Origin of the sequence: Hymenobacter cheonanensis, assembly GCF_030581075.1 — a bacterium.
Taxonomy (GTDB): Bacteria; Bacteroidota; Bacteroidia; order Cytophagales; family Hymenobacteraceae; genus Hymenobacter.
This window is the reverse complement of record NZ_JAUQSW010000009.1, coordinates 103,662-117,595: the sequence shown is the minus strand read 5'-3', so window position 1 is coordinate 117,595 and position 13,934 is coordinate 103,662. Positions and strand designations below refer to the sequence as shown.

17 protein-coding genes are annotated in these 13,934 nt (G+C 61.1%); 10 read left to right on the top strand and 7 right to left on the bottom strand.

Annotated features, from left to right (window positions below):
- Positions 1-279 precede the first annotated feature (279 nt).
- From hslV to Q5H89_RS16830, 3 genes are all read left to right on the top strand, one after another.
- Complete coding sequence (gene hslV / locus Q5H89_RS16840; protein WP_173113619.1) at positions 280-822, top strand: ATP-dependent protease subunit HslV; 543 nt, start codon at positions 280-282, stop codon at positions 820-822.
- Between the two features lie 138 nt (positions 823-960).
- Positions 961-1,932, top strand: coding sequence for a deoxyhypusine synthase family protein (locus tag Q5H89_RS16835; RefSeq protein ID WP_305020505.1), 972 nt, complete (start codon positions 961-963; stop codon positions 1,930-1,932).
- 3 nt (positions 1,933-1,935) lie between these two features.
- On the top strand, positions 1,936-3,690 hold the full coding sequence (locus tag Q5H89_RS16830) for a hypothetical protein (RefSeq protein WP_305020504.1): 1,755 nt from the start codon (positions 1,936-1,938) through the stop codon (positions 3,688-3,690).
- 8 nt (positions 3,691-3,698) lie between these two features.
- On the opposite strand, the gene Q5H89_RS16825 is transcribed toward Q5H89_RS16830, so the two are convergent.
- The gene (locus tag Q5H89_RS16825; RefSeq protein ID WP_305020503.1) at positions 3,699-3,908 is read right to left on the bottom strand and encodes a hypothetical protein; all 210 of its coding nucleotides are present in this window, start codon (positions 3,906-3,908) and stop codon (positions 3,699-3,701) included.
- A 122-nt stretch (positions 3,909-4,030) separates the two neighbouring features.
- Positions 4,031-4,594 (bottom strand): DUF1572 family protein, encoded by a 564-nt coding sequence (locus Q5H89_RS16820; RefSeq protein ID WP_305020502.1) that lies wholly within the window; start codon positions 4,592-4,594, stop codon positions 4,031-4,033.
- 119 nt (positions 4,595-4,713) lie between these two features.
- Here Q5H89_RS16820 and Q5H89_RS16815 point away from each other — a divergent pair, with 119 nt between their 5' ends.
- Positions 4,714-5,133, top strand: coding sequence for a helix-turn-helix domain-containing protein (locus Q5H89_RS16815; RefSeq protein WP_305020501.1), 420 nt, complete (start codon positions 4,714-4,716; stop codon positions 5,131-5,133).
- 79 nt (positions 5,134-5,212) lie between these two features.
- Positions 5,213-5,974, top strand: coding sequence for an SDR family NAD(P)-dependent oxidoreductase (locus Q5H89_RS16810; protein WP_305020500.1), 762 nt, complete (start codon positions 5,213-5,215; stop codon positions 5,972-5,974).
- An 84-nt stretch (positions 5,975-6,058) separates the two neighbouring features.
- Here the strand turns inward: Q5H89_RS16810 and Q5H89_RS16805 are convergent, their stop codons facing one another.
- From Q5H89_RS16805 to Q5H89_RS16790, 4 genes are all read right to left on the bottom strand, one after another.
- Entirely contained in the window at positions 6,059-6,496 is a 438-nt protein-coding gene (locus tag Q5H89_RS16805; RefSeq protein WP_305020499.1) for a hypothetical protein, read from the bottom strand.
- 75 nt (positions 6,497-6,571) lie between these two features.
- Positions 6,572-7,027, bottom strand: coding sequence for a hypothetical protein (locus Q5H89_RS16800; protein ID WP_305020498.1), 456 nt, complete (start codon positions 7,025-7,027; stop codon positions 6,572-6,574).
- A 70-nt stretch (positions 7,028-7,097) separates the two neighbouring features.
- The gene (locus Q5H89_RS16795) at positions 7,098-7,340 is read right to left on the bottom strand and encodes a hypothetical protein (protein ID WP_305020497.1); all 243 of its coding nucleotides are present in this window, start codon (positions 7,338-7,340) and stop codon (positions 7,098-7,100) included.
- A 72-nt stretch (positions 7,341-7,412) separates the two neighbouring features.
- A complete protein-coding gene (locus tag Q5H89_RS16790) occupies positions 7,413-8,345 on the bottom strand; it encodes a DUF58 domain-containing protein (protein ID WP_305020496.1) in 933 nt (310 codons plus the stop codon).
- A gap of 267 nt (positions 8,346-8,612) precedes the next feature.
- Between Q5H89_RS16790 and Q5H89_RS16785 the strand changes: the two genes are divergently transcribed.
- From Q5H89_RS16785 to Q5H89_RS16775, 3 genes are all read left to right on the top strand, one after another.
- Positions 8,613-9,014, top strand: coding sequence for a DUF3276 family protein (locus Q5H89_RS16785; protein ID WP_305020495.1), 402 nt, complete (start codon positions 8,613-8,615; stop codon positions 9,012-9,014).
- A gap of 182 nt (positions 9,015-9,196) precedes the next feature.
- Positions 9,197-10,297, top strand: coding sequence for a redox-regulated ATPase YchF (ychF, locus tag Q5H89_RS16780; RefSeq protein ID WP_305020494.1), 1,101 nt, complete (start codon positions 9,197-9,199; stop codon positions 10,295-10,297).
- 75 nt (positions 10,298-10,372) lie between these two features.
- Positions 10,373-10,921: a hypothetical protein gene (locus Q5H89_RS16775; protein WP_305020493.1), complete on the top strand. Its 549-nt coding sequence runs from the start codon at positions 10,373-10,375 to the stop codon at positions 10,919-10,921.
- Positions 10,922-10,979: 58 nt separating this feature from the next.
- Here Q5H89_RS16775 and Q5H89_RS16770 read toward each other — a convergent pair whose 3' ends face one another.
- On the bottom strand, positions 10,980-12,095 hold the full coding sequence (locus tag Q5H89_RS16770; protein WP_305020492.1) for a mandelate racemase/muconate lactonizing enzyme family protein: 1,116 nt from the start codon (positions 12,093-12,095) through the stop codon (positions 10,980-10,982).
- 160 nt (positions 12,096-12,255) lie between these two features.
- On the opposite strand from Q5H89_RS16770, the gene dnaN reads away from it, so the two are divergent.
- The gene (gene dnaN, locus Q5H89_RS16765) at positions 12,256-13,380 is read left to right on the top strand and encodes a DNA polymerase III subunit beta (protein WP_305020491.1); all 1,125 of its coding nucleotides are present in this window, start codon (positions 12,256-12,258) and stop codon (positions 13,378-13,380) included.
- 144 nt (positions 13,381-13,524) lie between these two features.
- The gene (gene gldC / locus Q5H89_RS16760; protein ID WP_173118330.1) at positions 13,525-13,863 is read left to right on the top strand and encodes a gliding motility protein GldC; all 339 of its coding nucleotides are present in this window, start codon (positions 13,525-13,527) and stop codon (positions 13,861-13,863) included.
- Positions 13,864-13,934 lie beyond the last annotated feature (71 nt).

The following is a 13,934-nucleotide window of genomic DNA, read 5'->3' as shown; positions in this document are numbered from 1 at the left end:
CGGCGGCGGCATGGCCCCACGCTAGGGCCCGGTTGGGTGGCTAGCTGAACGAGGGCGCGCCGATGAAAGCCCGCCCCTTTGCGCTAGCCGTACCTGGTGCCCAGGCAGCTGAGCCAAGCGCCGCTTAAAATTCGCCCATGCCGCCGCGCACAGCAAGCCGAAGTCGGATTTGATTCAACGCCTTTCTGGTACGGCTAGGTGGGGGTATTTGACGAGTAGGCCAGGGGGCATATTGGGCAGTTGGGCCGGTGGCTGGCCTAGCGGGCGTATTTTTGCGCCATGCTCCCAAAAATTCGCTCTACCACCGTGCTCGGCGTGCGCCACAACGGCCAGATTGCCCTCGGGGCCGACGGCCAGGCCACTATGGACAAGCACGTGGCCAAAAACAACGTGCGCAAAGTGCGCCAGCTCAACGACGGCAAAGTGGTGACCGGCTTCGCCGGCTCCACCGCCGATGCCTTTATGCTGCTCGACCGCTTCGAAGAGAAGCTCGCCGCCTACGGCAACAACCTCAAGCGCGCCGCCATTGAGCTGGCCAAAGACTGGCGCAAAGACCAGTATTTGCGCAAGCTCGAAGCCATGATGGTGGTGTGCGACAAGGACGAGCTGCTGATAGTGAGCGGCACCGGCGATGTGCTGGAGCCCGACATGGATGTGGCCGCCATCGGCAGCGGCGCCATGTATGCGCAAGCCGCCGCGCTAGCCCTCAAAAAGCACGCCCCGCACCTCACGGCCCGCCAAATGGTGGAAGACGCCCTGCACATTGCGGCCGATATCTGCATTTACACCAACCACAATTTGATTATCGCCGAGCCGGCGTAAGCTGCTTACCAAAAAGCGTTTGTCATGCTGAGCTTGCCGAAGCATCTTGGCCGGTTACGTACGGAGTAACACCCTTACGTACCTTAGCAAGATGCTTCGGCAAGCTCAGCATGACGGGCGTACTCAATCCTCCCCACCATGCACATTACCAACTTCCTCAAGCACCACTACCGCCACTTCAACGCCGCCGCTCTCATCGACGCGGCCGATGGCTACAACAAGCACCTCGCCGAAGGCGGCAAAATGATGATTACCCTGGCCGGCGCCATGAGCACCGCCGAAATGGGTATTCAGCTGGCCGAGCTTATTCGCCAGGACAAGGTGCAGATTATCAGCTGCACGGGTGCCAACCTGGAGGAAGACATCTTCAACCTCGTGGCCCACGACTTCTACGAGCGCGTGCCGCACTACCGCGACCTCACGCCCGCCGACGAGCAGGCCCTGCTGGAGCGCCACATGAACCGCGTCACCGATACCTGCATCCCCGAAGAGGAGGCTATGCGCCGCCTCGAGCACACCGTGCTCAAGTTTTGGGAGAAGGCTGACAAGGCCGGCGAGGCGTATTTCCCGCACGAGTTCTTCTACCAGATTCTGCTGAGCGGCGAGCTGGAGCAGTACTACCAGATTGACCCCAAAGACTCGTGGATGCTGGCGGCGGCCGAGAAAAACCTGCCCATCATCTGCCCCGGCTGGGAAGACTCGACCCTCGGCAACATCTACGCCGGCCACGTTATCACGGGCGATATCAAGAACGTGCACACCATGCGCACGGGCATTCAGTACATGATTTACCTGGCCGACTGGTACACCTCGCAGGCTACCGACGAGAGCAAGGTGGGCTTCTTCCAGATTGGCGGCGGCATTGCCGGCGACTTTCCCATCTGCGTGGTGCCCATGCTGCACCAGGACTTGCAGCGCCACTCGGTGCCGCTGTGGGGCTATTTCTGCCAGATTTCGGACTCCACCACCAGCTACGGCAGCTACTCGGGCGCCGTGCCCAACGAGAAAATAACCTGGGGCAAGCTGGGCGAGAAAACCCCGAAATTCATCATCGAGAGCGACGCCACCATCGTGGCCCCGCTGATTTTCGCCATCGTGCTCGGGCAATAAATTATGCTGATTCCGCGCCCCGCGCCGGACCTCGCCGCCCCGGCCGCGGGCCCTACCCTCCCTCGCCGGGCCGGGTGGGGCCTAGTGGCCGGGGCGGTGCTGCTGCTGCTGGCTGCGGTGGCGCTGCTGGCCTACCTGCTCACACCCTACCCCGCCCTGCGCGACTGGTACCTGCACCACACGCCGTTCCTATACCGGGGACCAGCCTGGCCCCGCGATTTTTTTACGCCTGCCGTGAAGGCGCGGGGCAACTTGCTGGCTGGGCTGGCTTTGGCAACGTTGGGTGGGGTAGGGGCCTACGGCTGGTGGGGCCGGCGGCGGCCAGTGGTAGCCGCCCCGCCGCTGCGCCTGCTAAGCCGAGCCGACTGGCCCTGGCTGGCGGGGCTGCTGGGGCTGGCCGCGGGCCTCTGGGCCTGGGGCGCCACCCAGGTGCCGCCCGCCTACGACGAGGTGTTTTCGGCGGTGTACTGCGCGGGCAATGAGTCGCTGCTGGCAACCTGGAGCTACTACATGCTGCCCAACAACCACGTGCTGTTCAATCTGTTGAATGGCGGTTTATTTGGCTGGCTGCACCGCCTGCCCTGGCTGGTGCCCACCGGCCGGCTGCTCTCGGGCCTGGCCTACGCAAGCACGCTGGCGGTGGTGTTCCGGCTGGTGGCGGGCCTGAGTGGGCGGCGCTGGGCGGGCGCGCTGCTGGCGGTGCTGGCCGGCTTGCAGTTCTCGCTGTGGGGCTTCGGGTTTCAGGCGCGGGGCTACGCGCTGTATGCGCTGCTGCACTGGGTGGCGCTGGCGGCGCTGCTGGCCTACTGGCGGCGGCCCAGGCGCAGTAGCTTGGTGGTGAATGCGCTGGCAGTGGCGGCGGGCTACGCCACGGTGCCTACTTTTTTGTTTTACCACGCGGCGCAGCTGCTGGCGGGTGCCGTGGTGCAGGCCCGGCAGCGGCGCTTCGACGGGCAGTTTTGGCTGGCTCAGGTGGGGGCGCTAGCCCTGGCGGGGGTATTTTACCTGCCGGCCATCGGCTTTTCGGGCTTGGCGGCGCTGGCAGCCAACCCCTACGTGCGGCCTTTTGACGGCAGCCTGGGCGAGTTTATAGGGAAAGCCTGGCCCGATGTGAAAAGCTACGCGCCCTATGCGTTTGGCGAAATCGGCCTGGGGCCCTGGCTGGCGTATGGGCTGGCGCTGCTGCCGCTGGGCCTGCTGGCGCACCGCCGCTACTGGCGGCTAGGGCTGCTGTATGGCTGCTGGCTGCTGGCCATGCTGGGCGGCACGCTGGGGCTGCGGCACGTTATTTTTCATCGCAATCTGCTGGCGCTCTTCAGTTTGGCCGTGGTGCTGGCGCCGCTGGCCGTGGGCGTGCTGCTGGGGCGCTGGCACCGCTGGGCGGGGCTGGCCGGCGCGCTGGCCGTGGTAGGAGTTACCGGGCTGGGCTTTGTGCGGCACAACCCAGTGCGCGAGCCGCTAGCCCTGTATTACTACGACCTGACCGGCGGCTTCGAGGCCGCGCAGCAGCGCCTGGCCCGGCTGCCGGCCGGTACTACCTCGGTGGGTTTTTCGGAAGAAAGCTTCTACCCGTATTTCCTGTACCTGCGGGCCGGCGGCCAGGCCCCGCACCCGGCGCAGCGCCCGGCCGTGGCCACCGATTACTACCTCACGGCTGCCAACGATGCCCTGCCGCCCAGTTTGCAAGGCCGCTACCAGCCCGTGGATACCGTGGGTACCTACCGCCTGTGGCGGCGGGCCAGCCCGGCCGGGCACTAGGCCGGTTTTCAGGCGGCGCTTTCGGCGGCCGGGGGGCTAGCTAAGGGCTGGGAGCTGCTGCGGCGGGGTGGCGGGCTGGGCGCGGAGGCACGGGCATCCCGGGCCGAAGCGGCGGCCGGCCGGTGGGCCGATGACGCTTCGGGCTGCTCATCGGCGTGCACGTCCTGGTTGAAGTAGAAAGAATCGCTCAGAGCGAGGCGGCCGAACAGGTAAAGCATAGCGACGGGCGTTAGGAGGGAAAGAATAAGTACCTAGAAAGACGCACTACGGCGCAGCTTATTGCAGCGGCGGGCTATTATTAATACGGATTTAATGCCGGGTCGGATAGTTTCGGCGCTGGCTAGCGTGCCAGCTTCTCATCCGTAAAGTGCTCGTGGTGGGGCGGCTGCGCGAATTTCTTGGCATTGTAAGCCGCCGAGCCGCCGCGCGGAATAGACAGCGACTGCCACGCCGCGCCCGCCGCCAGCCGGGCCAGAAAAACCAGCTGGCCCACGTGGTAGGGGTAGTGCGCCAGCTGCCGGTTGATGGCCTCCAGCACCGTATGGCCTTGGTTGCGGATATAGATGATGCGCCCCAGGTCGGCCTCGGCTAGCCCATCGAGCGCCCCGAAGAGGCACTGCCAGCCGGCCTGCCACTCGGCCAGCACCGCGGCGCGCGGTCGCGGCTGGGGGTCAAACTCGGCCTCGCGGGTGCGCCAGGGCTTCTCGCCGTCGGTGGTGAGAAAGTCGGTCCAGCGCGAGCGCATGTTGCCGCTCAGGTGCTGCACAATGGTGGCCAGGCTGTTGCTCTCGGCCGAAGGCTGCCAGTGCAGATGCTCGTCGGAAACCTGGCTCAGGGCCTGCTCGCCTAGTAGTTTATAATAAGCAAATTGCTTGCGGGCGCTGGGAAGAAAGTCGGTGGGCATGGCGACAGGAGCGGGGTGAACGGTGCTGGATAATGGATTAAAAGTAATCGGCCCGGCATTTCGTCTAGCCCGTATCTTCTTGCCTCAGGAAAATTCTGCCTTCCATCTGTTACCTGCGCATGGCGACTACTCCCATCCCTCAGAAAATACTGGCCCGCCAGCACGAGATAACGGCCGATTTCAAGCGCCTGGTGGCTGGCCACGTGGCCGACATCGCGGCCGGGCGCGCCACCGAAATGCTCGAAATCCGCGACTTTGCCGGCCAGCTCTGCATTCATCCCACGCACCTCAGCAACACGCTCAAGCTCACCACCGGCCACCCGCCGTGCTTCTTTTTCGAGGCCGAAATCCTGGCCGTGGCCCAGGGCCTGCTGCGCGACACTACCCGCCCGGTGGCCGATATCGCGGCTAGCCTCACCTACGACCCCTCAAATTTTACCAAGTTTTTCAAGCGCTTTGCGGGCACCACGCCCAAGCAGTACCGCGAGCAGGTGTGGGCCGCCCGGCGGGTCGAACTATCGGAAGCTGACACCATTTAATCTGGGCTACTCACCATGCGCTGGCCGGCCGGGAGCCGGACCTTTGTGCTGTTCATTCACCCTAGCTAAATCCTTCTTCATGAGCACTTCCAAAATCGCCCTCGTTACCGGCGGCAGCCGGGGCCTCGGCAAAAACATGGCCCTGAGCCTCGCCGCCAAAGGCATCGACGTCATCCTCACCTACCACAGCCAGCAGGCCGACGCCGACGCCGTAGTGGCCGAAATCAAAAGCCACGGCCGCCAGGCTGCCGCGTTGCAGCTCGACGCGGGCAACAGCGCCAGCTTCGACGGCTTTTTTGCCCAGGTGCAAGCCACCCTGCGCGATACCTTCCAGGCCGAGCGGTTTCAGTTTCTGATAAACAACGCGGGCACGGCCCTGCACGCCGCCTTTGCCGACACCACCGAGGCGCAGTTTGATGAGGTAGTGAACGTGCACCTCAAGGGCCCGTTCTTCTTGACCCAGAAGGCTTTGCCGCTGCTGGAAGATGGCGGCCGCATTATCAATATCTCGTCGGGGCTAGCCCGGTTCAGCTACCCCGGCTCCTCGGCCTACGCGGCCATGAAGGGCGCCATTGAGGTGCTGACCCGCTACCAGGCAAAGGAGCTGGGCGCGCGCGGCATTGCCGCCAACGTAGTGGCGCCCGGCGCCATCGCCACTGATTTCAGCGGCGGCATGGTGCGCGACAACCCGCAGGTGAACGCCGCCGTAGCCGGCGCCACGGCCCTAGGCCGCGTGGGCGAGCCCGACGACATCGGCGGCATCGTGGCCTTCCTTTGCACCGATGAGGCCCGCTGGATAAACGCCCAGCGCATTGAGGCCTCGGGCGGGATGAATGTGTAAGAAAGGGCTAGCGTCGTAGTCAAAGAGCCAGCTTTCCTATTTGTGGAAGAGCTGGCTCTTTGACTACGACGCGAATACTGATTATTAGTAAAAATTCTCCCGGTTAGGAGCTTGATTCCAATAATCAGCTTGCCAGAGATGATTCTTGTATTCAGGCCATATTCTGTGAATCTCAGCCAGCAACTCTTTGCCGCCCACAGTCACGGAAGTTTCGTGTGAGAAATAAAGCACAAACTGAAAGTTCTTATCAGTATACAGCCGCTCTAGTCCATCGTAGAAGAAGGTGCAGTCAGCGATGGGCCGTATACCCATTTGCCCATCTTCAACCAGTTCATACACTTCGGTTAAATTATAAATACGGCTTATCGCAGTAGTAATTTCCGGCTCAAAAAAATCGAAATACTCAGCGTAATAAATCTCCGTATCGGCGATGATTTCACCTCCGGTTATAGGAATCCATCCGAAGGGAATTCGCCATTGCCAGCGGGCATTTAATTCAAGAATTATTAGGTCTTCGTCCACAAGTTAACATTATTTAACACTTAGAATGCCCGCCTTTCAGCTTTGAGAGGCGGGCATTCTAAGTGTTTTTAGCAATTAAAACCGAAACAGCGGCCGGCCGGGGTTCCAGATGCCCCACGGAATCATGAGCAGCACCAGCACCAGGGCAATGGCGAAGTAGGTGAAGGCTTTCTTGTGCTTGAGCGTGTCGGTGGGCGCGCGCTTGAGGGCGATGCGGCCCACCTGGGCCAGGATGGTAGCCAGCAGCATGACAGCCAGGTGTTCTACGCCGAAAAAGCGGGCCGTGGGGTCTTTCATGCCGTATTGCTTCAGGCCGTTCAGGCCCCAGGGGCTCAGGCCAAAATACAAGCCTAACCCGATGATAACCTGCAGCCACATAAAGCCCGAAAACGCGGCCGAAATAGCGTTGTCGCCCTTGGTGAAGGGCCGGCGGCCGGTCCAGCCCGCGTAGGCGCGCACCACGGCCAGCAGGCCCGCGCCCAGCACAAACCACCGCAGCCACGAGTGCAGGAGAAGGAGAACTTGATACATACCAAAAAAGAATGCGCCGGGCAGCCCGGCCAGTGAAAAACTGCCGCGAAGCTACGGGCAAGGCTGCGCTTTACTCAAATTCGCCGGGGGCGGGCACCGGGGCCGGCGCGCCGCCCCGGGCCGCCGCCGCCCGCTGCTTGTGGCGCACGGCCACCGCAATAGCCAGAAAAACCGACACAAACGGCAGCGCCAGCCCAATGAGCAGCCAGGGTAAAAACCGCTGCCCGTGCGAGTAGGCAATGTAGGCCGTGATGAGCGCCAGCGGCACATTGAGCGCGTAGAGCAGCAGGTAGGGAAGCAGATGGAATAGCATAAGGAAGGAGCGGGGCTAGCCCTCGCCAGGTCGTTGAAATTTGGGTGAGGTCCGCGCCCGGTAAGCGTGGGCCTAGCGCGCCTTGCCGCGCTTCACCAGGTAGGCGTGCAGCACCTTATCAAACGGCTCGCGCACATCTACGGGCACAAAGTCAATTTTGAGCTGGCCGCAGCGCAGGGCCAGGTCGGCCTCAAACTGCCGCATGGCCACCCGGTACTGCTCGCGCACCTGCGCCGGTTGTAGGCGGATTTCCTGGCCCGTTTCTACGTCTTCGAAGATGTAGGGGCGGTCCTGAAAATCGAAATTGCTTTCCGTGGCCCGGTCCAGCACGTGAAACAGCAGCACCTCGTGGTGCTGGTGGCGTAGGTGCTGCAAGGCGGCCAGGGCGGCCTCCTGCTCCTGGGCGCCACGCCCCAGCATATCGCTGAATACGATGACGAGCGAGCGCTTGGGAATTTGCTGCGCGATGGTGTGCAGCACGCCGGCCACATCGGTGTGGGCCGTGGCGCGGCGGGTAGCCGCCGTGGGTGCGGGGCGCTCCAGCAGCTGCTGCAGGGCTAGCAGCAGGGTGTGGCGGTGGCTGCTGGTCGAGCGCACGGGCGTTTGCAGCTCCACCGTTTCGCCGAAGGTGACGAGGCCCACGGCATCGCGCTGGCGCTGCAAGAGCGTGGTGAGCGCGGCGGCGGCCAGCACCGCAAACTTGAGCTTGTCGTGGCCCGGCGCGGGGTAGTACATGCTCGGGCTCACATCGAGCAGCAGGTGGGCGCGCAGGTTGGTTTCCTCTTCGTAGCGCTTCACAAAGAGCTTGTCGGTGCGGGCAAATACCTTCCAGTCGACGTGCCGGGTGCTGTCGCCGGGGTTGTAGAGGCGGTGCTCGCTGAACTCGACCGAAAAACCGTGGTAGGGCGACTGATGCAGGCCGGTAATAAAACCATCGACCAGCTGCCGGGCCAGCAGCTCGAGGTTTTCAAAAGAGCGAATAGCGGCGAGGTCGAGCGTAGGCATAAGCAAAGGAGGAAAAAATAGTACGCTGCTAGGAATCAGGTTGCTACATTGGTCTAAGGCAGCGTTTATAAAATAGCCGAGGTTAAGCCGAATGCCAAGCGGCCCTGAAATAATCTTACGCCCTGATAGACAAGCAAACCACCCGTTGGGTTTCGTGCGTATAGCGGTCCGTTTCAGGTAAGCTATTCCAGCTTTATCTTTGTCTAAGCCGATACAAGTTTAGCGCGCTATCAAACAAAACCCCACCTATTTTTTCCTCCCCAGCCTGTGGACGACCGTTATTCAAGAGACCAGGAAGAAATTTACTCGCACCGCATGAAGGCGGGCAAGCGTACGTATTTCTTCGACGTAAAAGCCACCCGTGGCCAGGATTATTACCTCACCATCACGGAAAGCAAGCGCCGCCCCGGTGCCGACCCCGACGGCCCGGCCAGCTACGAAAAGCACAAGATTTTTCTCTACAAGGAGGACTTCAATAAATTTATCGACGCCCTGCACGACGCCGTCGATTTTGTGCGCGACGAGCTGCTGACCGAGGAAGAAGTGGCCGAGCTTGACCGCCCGCGCCCGGCCTACGACGGCGAGCAGCCCCGCCCCGGCAGCGATGGGCAGCCGCTGGACGGCCCGGCTAGCCGCCCGCCGTCTGACCTGGGCGATAGCACCTACTAGGCACACGCGCTGAATTTACGAGGGGGAGAAATAGTAGTCGCCGCGCCGCTGTTCTGAGCCAGAGCAGCGGCGCTTTGCGTTGGGGGCTAGCCGGCTACGGCCCGCGCCGCCGCCCGCCGTACCTTTGCGCCAGAATTGTGGGCAACTCATAATTCATAACTCACAACTCAACACTCAACAAAATGGGCCTCCGCTGCGGTATTGTCGGCCTGCCGAACGTCGGCAAATCCACGCTTTTCAACGCGTTATCTAACGCCAAGGCCGAATCGGCCAACTACCCCTTCTGCACCATCGAGCCCAACGTGGGCGTGATTACCGTGCCCGACGAGCGCCTCCAGATTCTGGAAGCCCTCGTGAACCCCAAGCGCGTGCTGCCCACCATCATCGAGTTTGTCGACATCGCCGGCCTCGTGAAAGGGGCTAGCAAGGGCGAGGGCCTGGGCAATAAATTTCTGGCCAACATCCGCGAGGTCGACGCCATCATTCACGTGGTGCGCTGCTTCGACGACCCCAATATAGTGCACGTGGCCGGCGGCGTCGACCCCGTGTTTGACAAAGACGTTATCGACACCGAGCTGCAGCTCAAAGACCTCGAAAGCGTTGACAAAAAGCTGGTGAAGAGCGAGCGCAGCGCCAAAGCTGGCGACGCCGTGGCCAAGAAAGAAGTGGCTAGCCTCCAGAAATTCAAGCAGGCCCTCGAAGGCGGTGAGAACGCCCGCGCCGTGCCGGCTAGCGAAGACGACCTGGCCGCCGTGGCTGATTTGCAGCTGCTCACCATCAAGCCCGTCATCTACGTGGCCAACGTGGACGAGGCCAGCATCGCCACCAACGGCAACAAGCACGTGGAGGCTCTGCGCCAGCACGTAGCCGCCGAAGGCGCGCAGGTAGTGCTGGTGTCGGCCGCCATCGAGGCGCAGATTGCCGACATGGAAGACCCCGAAGAAAAGGAGATGTTCCTGGGCGAGTACGGCCTCACCGAGTCGGGCCTGAACAAGCTTATCCGCGCCAGCTACGAGCTACTCAACCTCATTACCTACTTCACGGCCGGCGTGCAGGAAGTGCGCGCCTGGACCGTGCACCGTGGCGATAAAGCGCCCGCCGCCGCCGGCGTCATCCACTCCGATTTTGAGAAGGGCTTCATCCGCGCCGAGGTTATCAAGCTAGCCGATTACCAGGAATATAAAACCGAGGTAAAAATCAAAGAAGCCGGCAAAATGGCCGTCGAAGGCAAGGACTACGTGGTGCAGGACGGCGACATCATGCACTTCCGGTTTAACGTGTAGCGCCTAGCGACCCTAGCGGTATCTTGGAAGCCCCAGCCGGTAAAGGCTGGGGCTTTTGTATTATTAATTATTTAAATGGAAGCTGAAAAATACCCCACCTGGCTAGCCCATAAAGTGCTTACTGATTTTGATTGGGCAGCAGCTACCAAAACTTCAATGCAGGAATTATTGAAAAATATTACACTGCATGATTCAGGCTGCTATAAAACTTTTCTTGATAGAGTAAATAGCTGGGTATTGGTAATTCAACTCGATGCTATCTGGAATAAAGACTTCTGCTATAATCTGGAGGACTGGCCGTTTTTGATTCTTAAGTTTCAGAAAGTATTTTGTTCATTTCAGGAGTTCACTGAATACGAACTAGGCTCTTCAATAATAGGCGAAGCAGAAGCACTTACAATAGATAGCAAGAGTTTCGCTGACTGGATGGACTATACAAAAATCGCCGGGTTCTTGCCGCTAGACATTTTGCAAAACCTGCAAGCTGAAGGTGGCCTGACGCGCACGGAAATATCCACCATCTATGGCGGCTCTTTATCGTTAGTACACGCCTCGGCAATTGAGGTTTTGCTGTATTCAGAGCAAGGCAGTCAGCTAGCAGTCAACTTATCCGCTCAGCAGTAAACTGCGGCCGTGGCTAGCCTTACGTTCCAACGCGAAGGCTAGCTATGGCTGCGCTGATTTAAAAAACAACCTGCTCGGCACGGCGCAGCCAGGCCGCGTCGATGCTAGCGCCCAGGCCCGGCCCGGTTGGCAGCTCAACCACGCCGCCGGGGCGGTACCGGATGCCGCCCACCACCGGGTCTTCGGCGAATAGCAGTGGCGTATCGACATCGACGTGCCGGATGGCGTCGTTGGTGAGGGCCAGGTGGGCGGCGGCCGTCATGCCCAGGCGCGATTCGAGGAAGCCACCCACTTGCAGGGTGAGGCCGGCGGCCGCCCCTAGCCGCGCAATCTTGCCGGCCCGGTGAAAGCCCGACGACTTGCCGAGCTTGATATTAAGCTGCTGGCAGGCGCCCAGCGCAATGAGGCGGGCCGCGTCGTGCTCGTCGCCGCAGCTTTCGTCGGCCATGATGGGGATGGGCGAGGCCGCCCGCACCCGGCTAAGCTCCATAAAGTGGTGGCGCAGAATGGGCTCCTCGCAGTGCTCAATGTTAAACTCGGCCAGGGCCTGCAACACCGGAATAGCATAATCGGCCGTTTGCCAGCCCTGGTTGGCATCGATGCGTAGCGGGTGCGCCGGGCCGATGCATTCGCGGATGGCCCGAATGCGCGCCACGTCCAGTTCCAGCGTTTCGCCCAGCTTTACCTTAATGGCCGGAAAGCCCTGCTGCTGGTAGCGCACGGCATCGGCCTGCATCTTGGCCACCGGGCCGAGGCTCACGGTCATGTCGGTGTGCAGTACTTTGTCGTTGCGGCCGCCCAGGAAGGCGTACAGCGGCAGGCCCGCGTGCTGGGCCGCCAGGTCGTGCAAGGCAATATCGAAGGCGCTTTTAATGCTGCTGTTGCCGTAGATGATACGGTCCAGCTCGGCCAGGCAGCCGGCTAGGTCCAGCGCATCGCGGCCCTTTAGGGCCGGGGCAAAGTACTGCGCCACGATAAAGCAGGTGTCCACGCTTTCGCCGTTGATGGTGAGAAAGGGGCTGCACTCGCCGTAGCCGGTGGCGCCGCCGGCCGTGCGCAGCACCACTACCACGTTTTGCACGTGGGGTAGGGGGCCTAGCGAAATAACAAAGGGCTCGTGCAGCGGCACCAGCAGCTTATAAATACCGATAAAGTCGATAATGGTGTCGCGCATAAAAAAGTGCGTGGTTGCGGTGGCCGGGCTAGCCCGGCTGCCGCGAAGTACGGGCTTTTTCGCACGCCCGGCAAGCCACCCGGCGCCCGCCAGGCGTGCAAAAACCCCGGCCCTGTGCGCTATCTTTGCGCCCCTCTAAACCCTAGCCCAGCCTCACTGTATGAAGTTCATTGTTTCGTCCTCGGCCCTGCTCAAGCAGCTCCAGAGCATCAACGGCGTGGTCACGAACAACCCCGTGGTGCCCATCCTCGAGAACTTCCTGTTTGAGATTGAGCCCGGCAAGCTCACCATCACCGCCTCCGACCTGGAGACGAGCATGATGACCGAGCTGCCCATCGAAGCCCGCGAGTCGGGGCGCATCGCTGCCCCCGCCCGCATCCTGCTCGACACGCTCAAGAACCTGCCCGACCAGCCCGTGACCTTCACGCTGGACGAGGAAACCTACACCATCGAAATCAGCTCGGCCAACGGCCGCTACAAGCTAGCCGGCGAAAACGCCGCCGACTTCCCCCGCGTGCCGGTGGTGAAGGGCTCGGCGCCGGTCGAAATCCCGTCGTCGTCGCTGGCCCGCGCCATCAATAAGACCATCTTCGCGGTAAGTACCGACGAGCTGCGCCCCGCCATGACGGGTATATTGGTGCAGCTAGGCGAGGCCCAGGTAACCTTCGTGGCCACCGACGGCCACCGCCTGCTGCGCTACCGCCGCCAGGACGTAGGCGCCGGCCAAACTGCCAACCTCATTATTCCGCGCAAGGCCTTCAACCTGCTGAAAAGCTCCTTGCCCAGCGAGGCTACGCCGGTGCGCGTGGAGTTCAACCAGAGCAACGCGTTCTTCTCGTTCAACCAGATGCGCCTGGTGTGCCGCCTCATCGACGAGCGCTACCCCGACTACGAGAACGTGATTCCGGTGAGCAACCCTAATAAGCTCATTATCAATCGCCAGGAATTGCTGAATTCGGTGCGGCGCATCAGCATCTACTCCAACAAAACCACCCACCAGGTGCGCCTGCGTCTCACCGGCGCCGAACTGGTGATTTCGGCCGAGGACCTGGATTTCAGCAACGAAGCCAAGGAAACGCTCGCCTGCCAGTACGACGGCGAGGACATGGAAATCGGCTTCAACGCCCGCTTCCTGCAGGAAATGCTGTCAAATATCGACTCCGAAGAAATCACGCTGGAGCTGAGCACGCCCAACCGCGCCGGCCTGCTCATGCCCACCCAGGCCGACGAAAACGAGAGTATCCTGATGCTGGTAATGCCGGTGATGCTCAACAATTACGTGTAAGTACTAGCCCATTAAAACACGTTTGTCATTGCGAGCAACGCGAAGCAATCGCACCAGGACGAGCCGCTAGGGTTACGTTTTGGTGCGATTGCTTCGCGTTGCTCGCAATGACAAACTATTTTTAGAATCCCGACTAGCAGTATTATGAAAAAGTCAGAAATCCGTTTCAGCATTGCCCTCGACGACCAGAAAGTACCCGAGGCCATTAGCTGGCAAGCCACCGATGCGGGCCCCGACATTCAGTTTGCCAAGGCCATCAACGTGGCCATCTGGGACCGCAATGCCGACGCCACGATGAAAATCGACCTCTGGACCAAGGACATGCCCACCGATGCCATGAAGTACTTCGTGGTCGATAATATCGGCTCGATGGCCGAAACCATCCAGACCGCTACCGGCGATAAGAAAATGGCCGAGATGATGCGCAAGCTCTGCAAGGACCTCAGCGACTACATCGACGAGCAGGGCGCTACCAACCAGTAGCCACAGCTAGGGATACCTGTACCGGAAAGGCTTCCCAGGACGGGAAGCCTTTTTTAATGGCTGCTTGCTTG